Origin of the sequence: Aneurinibacillus aneurinilyticus ATCC 12856 (assembly GCF_000466385.1) — a bacterium.
GTDB lineage: Bacteria > Bacillota > Bacilli > Aneurinibacillales > Aneurinibacillaceae > Aneurinibacillus > Aneurinibacillus aneurinilyticus.
This window is the reverse complement of record NZ_KE952684.1, coordinates 1-5,538: the sequence shown is the minus strand read 5'-3', so window position 1 is coordinate 5,538 and position 5,538 is coordinate 1. Positions and strand designations below refer to the sequence as shown.

Genomic DNA, 5,538 nt, shown 5'->3' with positions numbered 1-5,538 from the left:
ATCGCATTTTCATTCATTACAGGAATGCTCCTTTCGTATATAACCTAGCTGCTGTAACATATGTAAATCCAGTGAATGTGCCATACCGTTTGCGGTAATGGTCCCATCTGGATACAACCGAACTTCAAGTTTATTCGGAATAAAGGGTATCACTTCTTCTATTTTTTTATAAAAGTCAGTAAGAAATCTATATTGTTGATTTTTGGAACCAATCCAAGGACGACTAAGATCATGCAACTCTTGAATATAAGGACCATCTATCAGTAAATCAGTTTCTTTTAATAAACGGTTCCAACTTGGGTTATTCGACCTAATAATTGTTTCATAGTCATAACCTGAAAATGTAACAATTGATAAGTTAATTTCCTTTAATTTTTTCGCAAGGATACTAAGCTCATTGGCCTGACTAAAAGGTTCTCCTCCTAAAAATGTAACACCTTCAAGTTCAGGGCTTGCTTTTAAAGTATTTTTAATATCATAGAATACTTCGTCTATATCTTTAATAACTCCTCCTTCCATATTCCATGTATGAGGATTAAAACATCCTTCACACCTAATAGGACAGCCTTGTACCCAAATTGAATAACGTAACCCTGGTCCCTCTACTCTTGTTCTTTTCTCAATTCTGGAAATACGAATTGAAGGCAAAAAAATCACCTACCTATAATTTTTAATGGTAGTCCATTTAAGCTATAAAGTATTCCCTAACCACAAGGGCAATGTAACTATTTTAATATTTCTTCATCAATACACAAAGAATATGTTTATCCAAAATCAGGAATTTAAATAGAGCGGATACTAAAAAAGAGTATCCGATACCTTCCTATCCCTTTCATTTTCAAGTTCAGCCCCCAATAAACATTTCGAAACAATTACCTATTTTTTTAAACTCAGCGTATGTTAACTCCATTTAAAATCACAGCTATTGAATCGTCAAGAGATACCTGACATATATCATCAAGATCCAAAAACTGTACTTGCTGTTTTGACTGTCCTTTTTGATGAAATAGAAAAATTACAATGTCATGTAGAACAACTCGAAAACCAGAGTAAAAAACTCCAAAAGCAGTCACAAGCCGCCTTCTACCGACGAATCCCGTAAGTCAAAAACAAAAAGTCTACAGCAAAAAACCAATCGAAAAACCGATGGACAATCTAAACATATCAGTCATACCTTAGAACGTGTAGGGAATCCGGAGCATATTGTGGTTTATTCGGTGACCGACTATCCTTCATTTTGATAAAGCCAGCATACGCGTAGAAAGAAAACGGCACCGGCTCCATGTGGCCAGTACCCCACAGACTATGGCGTATTTGATTCATCCAAGCTGAGGGAAAAGACGATAGACACCATGAATATCCCCCATAATTCCCAATGGGCAATTGTCCATTATACGTGGTCGCCTTACTTCCCCTATTCCAGTAAACATACCTTCCATCACTTACGGGAGTTAACGGTAATGTGGGGGGAATATGGCTAGATACGAGCACATGATATAATCGCCTTTCTCCTTTTGGACAAGGAAGTAAGAGCTATATCGTGTGCCGCCAATGCAGATTGCTGAAAAGCAACGTATAATCGACTTCCCAAGGGTGCGGAAAGATTGTTCCGCCGCTTGGGATGGGGGGATCTCCAATCAGAAACAAGGAAGTAACATCCTGCAAAAAATCTATATGGTCGGCTCAATCGATATACAAAGGAGGTACTTGCTTTTCTGGTCGATTGGTGGTTACCTTTGGCAACAATCAGATGGAACGGGATGTACGCATGGCTAAAACGAAGCAAAAAATTTCAGGCACATTTCGGAGTGACCATGGACCGCAGGCGTTTTTTCACCCTATTCACCAGAACCGAACCCGATTGAAAAGATACGACGTTGGCTCAAGCGTATCCGCATCAGCGACCGCGGAACGAAGTACTACATCATTTGGATCGGGGCAGCCAGTATGCGTCACGCGAGTACCAGAAACGTCTATACAACCTATGATATGAAAGGTAGCATGAGTCCGGTTATGATAACGCCTGTATTGAATCCTTTTATAGTGTACTAAAAAAAGAACTCATTTATCTTGAAACCTGTCCAACACGAGCAGAGGCGAAGAAACGTATTTTTGAATACATTGTGTTTCTACAATGGAAAGAGAATCTATTCTCCGCCCGTGTACTTCACACCCAATCAATACGAGCGTATGTACCATTCAGTAGCGTAATTCCCTCGATTCCATGTGTCCAATCTATTGACAGAGGTCCACCCTTTGTCTAATGGGGATCATAGGGGTGCAATCACTACTATCATAAAGGGGTATCCTAGAACAATAATAGTTATTTTCCGGGTTTCCTTTGTTCGAAAACCCGGAATTTTAAACAAGGAATTTCCCAAATTCATTACCCCTCGTTCTATTTAACTTTGGTTAAAATATAGTCCCCCTCTGGGATAGAATATTCACTTATATATTCTATATCCTTCCACTTAAGGAGCATTTTATTTCCCTTTAGTTGTACAGTTAGTATCCCATTACTGTACTCATCTTTGTATTTTTTAGTAGCCACTCCATTTTGATTGAAAATTAATTGAGTTTCTACTAAGGCAGAACGCATCTTACCTACACCGTTTTCAAAATTCTTTTTAGTATCATCTAACGGAAGAAAATAATCACTCGTCACTTCTATACTTGCTGTATTATTATTTTTAAATTTTATATTTAACATTAAACCCAAGTGACCATATTTTCCAACCTTACTCTTATAACTCCAATTCCCCTGGTAACTTTTAAAATTTTTACTCTTGGCATAAGATTCTGTCGAAATTATACATGTTAATATCATAAAAACTGATAATAGGAATATTGATTTTTTCATAAAATTCATAACACCCTCTCGATGATCGTGTTTTCATCCTAAAATTGCTCACGAATACATTCCATTGTTAATTGACCCCAAAGAACTCTATGAGCAACCATACATTCTCCCTACCTGGATTTAAAAGTTCGGATTTACTATCTAAAACAAGTATGTTCCCCCCTTTTTTCATTTTAAAAAAATCCTACATTGGGGATAACCTCAAATAAAGTATATCATAACCAAATTTTTAATTAGGTATATTTTCATATAAAAAATGCCACTTTGTAAATTAAGATGTCACTGAAAAAGTGTTCACTTCGAATAATTAACATGCATTTTTATCGATATATAGCAAATAAAAGGAGATAATTATCTACATACAGTAGGTAATCAGCTTCTTTTTTCTTTAGATGGACTTTTTCAGTGACCCCGCAAATTAAACATATCCTTTTTCTTTTAATGATACAAAGCTATCGGAACAAATAACTAGATGATCTAAAACTCCTATCCCTATAATTTTCCCCGCTTCAACTAATCTATTGGTTACCTCAATATCTTCACGGCTTGGTGTTGGATCGTTACTAGGATGATTATGAGCTACAATTATAGAAGCTGAGTTAGAGAGAATTGCTGGCTTCAGTACCTCTCTTGGATGAACTATACTAGCGTTTAAACTTCCAATGTGACAGACATTAATTGCCGTAGGTTGATTTTTTGTATCTAAACAAACAACGAGAAAATATTCACGATCTACATCAATTAAAAACCGCTTTAAAAGCCTATAAGCATCTTTAGGTGACTTGACATTCCTCTCATGGTATAGGAAGCTGTCTTCCTTAATAAGTCTTAGACTGACAATATTTACTCGTTTTGCAGGTTGTTTTAATAAGCGCTCTTGACCAATTAACTCTAATTGCTCATTTTTTGACGATACATAATTATTCATTTTAATTGCTCCTTCTTTTTATAGATGTATTTGAGTTGAAATTAATTTCCAAAGAAATATTAAAAGAGGATGAGTCGATTGCCGACTCATCCTCTTCATGGACTAAATATCTTTTTGTCCTTTCATCAAAATTAAGCATTATTGCTTTCACTGTACGGTCTGGATTCATTTTTATTTGTTGAACCACAAGATTCAATACCCGCTTCTTTTTTTCTACACCCGCTTCTTTCAGGATGGAGTTAAAATTATACATTAAATCCTTCACCATCCTGTAGTCTATTGGAGCAGAATTACTCTGATTAAGCTGCTCCTGAATTTTCTCCCTATTTATTAGTTCCGTTTCAACTTTCTGAGTCGTTTCTTTTAACCTAACAGCCAAATCCTGTTTATTGATAATTCCATCCTCATATAGATCAAATATTTTTGTCTTTTTAGTCTCTAGGGAATTAAGCTTTTTTTCAATACTTTTAAGCTGATCCGTCAATGGTTTTATAATATCTTTACTCTTTTTATTCAGTTTGGAAACCACGTCCTTTAATATATATTCATCAAACAAGATTTCCTTTATCTTATTAAACACAACTTCCTCAATATAGTCTTTTTTTATACCATTGGAACGACAAGCAGCAATCCCTTTATTCCTCCATTCCCCACAATAATAATACTTATGAACATTATAACTTCCATCCTTACGCCTTTTTTTAGTTACTCCAGCAACCATCGATGCCCCACATTCAGGACATTTTAAAAGACCTGTTAAGGGATAAGAACCGCTAAAATTCCTGATAGGCTTTTGTGATTTTTCTTTATAAATTTTTTGGACTTTATTCCATAGGTCAATACCTATTATTGGTTCATGTTCACCATCTACTATTATTGGATTTGCATTTTTACCCTTTCTCCTCTTTTCATTCCAATTCTGCATGCGGTTATATCTAATCTTTCCAATATATATTGGGTTTTGGAGAATTCCCTTTATTGTTGCAATTGCAAACATGTTACCTTTCTTAGTTTTATACCCTAACTGATTTATATGGTTTACCAAGCTTCTCAATCCTCTTCCACTTGCATAGAGTTGGAATATCATACGGACTATTTCAGCCTCTTCTTCAACAATCTCAAGTTTAGATTTTTCTTTATCATGTCCATCCTTCACGGATTGGTAGCCCAACACTATACCACCGTTCCATTTACCCATTTTAGCCCTCTGTTTCATTCCTATTTTAACATTTTCAACTATTGTTTCTCGCTCAAACTCCCCAACTGAAGCTAATAAATTCATCATCAATTTACCCGTAGGGGTAGAGGTATCAAAAGCCTCAGAACAACTCTTGAAGTCAACATTAAACTTGCCTAATTCATCAACAATTTTTAACAAATCTAAATGATTCCTTGCTAGTCGATTTGTCTTCCACACCCAGACCTCTTCAAATTGTCCTGTTTTAGCATCTTTTATCAATCTTTTAAGGGCTTCCCGTTTCTCAATGGATTTGCCGCTAATTCCCCTATCAATATATTCGTTTATAACTTGCCTATTTTCTTGCCCACATTTTTTCTTTACCGCATCTATTTGTGCCTCGATTGAATACCCCTCCTCTGCCTGTTCTGCTGTTGATACCCTTGCGTAAATAACAACCTTTTTCACTTTATTTACCCTCCCCTTTATCTGATTTAATAAAATCCAGTAATAAGTCCGATAATATATCGATAAGGTTTCTCTTTAGCCCCCTAGAGAAATTGGACACTAAGA

General features: G+C 35.8%; 5 protein-coding genes and 1 pseudogene. 2 read left to right on the top strand and 4 right to left on the bottom strand.

The features are described from left to right. Window positions 1–9 precede the first annotated feature (9 nt). Window positions 10–648 carry a 4Fe-4S single cluster domain-containing protein gene (locus tag HMPREF0083_RS02865; RefSeq protein ID WP_081695986.1) on the bottom strand — a complete coding sequence of 213 codons (639 nt, stop codon included), beginning with the start codon at window positions 646–648 and terminating at the stop codon, window positions 10–12. Between the two features lie 1,063 nt (window positions 649–1,711). Between HMPREF0083_RS02865 and HMPREF0083_RS30035 the strand changes: the two are divergent. Both HMPREF0083_RS30035 and HMPREF0083_RS30030 read left to right on the top strand, forming a co-directional pair. Then, window positions 1,712–1,831: pseudogene (locus HMPREF0083_RS30035) on the top strand (IS66 family transposase); the annotation flags it as partial. 196 nt (window positions 1,832–2,027) lie between these two features. After that, window positions 2,028–2,264, top strand: coding sequence for an IS3 family transposase (locus tag HMPREF0083_RS30030; protein ID WP_081695985.1), 237 nt, complete (start codon window positions 2,028–2,030; stop codon window positions 2,262–2,264). A 134-nt stretch (window positions 2,265–2,398) separates the two neighbouring features. Here the strand turns inward: HMPREF0083_RS30030 and HMPREF0083_RS02850 are convergent, their stop codons facing one another. The 3 genes from HMPREF0083_RS02850 to HMPREF0083_RS02840 all read right to left on the bottom strand — a co-directional run bounded on the left by HMPREF0083_RS02850 (window position 2,399) and on the right by HMPREF0083_RS02840 (window position 5,433). Then, window positions 2,399–2,869, bottom strand: coding sequence for a hypothetical protein (locus HMPREF0083_RS02850; protein WP_021619499.1), 471 nt, complete (start codon window positions 2,867–2,869; stop codon window positions 2,399–2,401). Window positions 2,870–3,278: 409 nt separating this feature from the next. After that, entirely contained in the window at window positions 3,279–3,788 is a 510-nt protein-coding gene (locus HMPREF0083_RS02845; RefSeq protein ID WP_021619498.1) for a JAB domain-containing protein, read from the bottom strand. A gap of 1 nt (window position 3,789) precedes the next feature. Next, window positions 3,790–5,433: a recombinase family protein gene (locus tag HMPREF0083_RS02840; protein ID WP_021619497.1), complete on the bottom strand. Its 1,644-nt coding sequence runs from the start codon at window positions 5,431–5,433 to the stop codon at window positions 3,790–3,792. Between the last annotated feature and the right edge of the window lie 105 nt (window positions 5,434–5,538).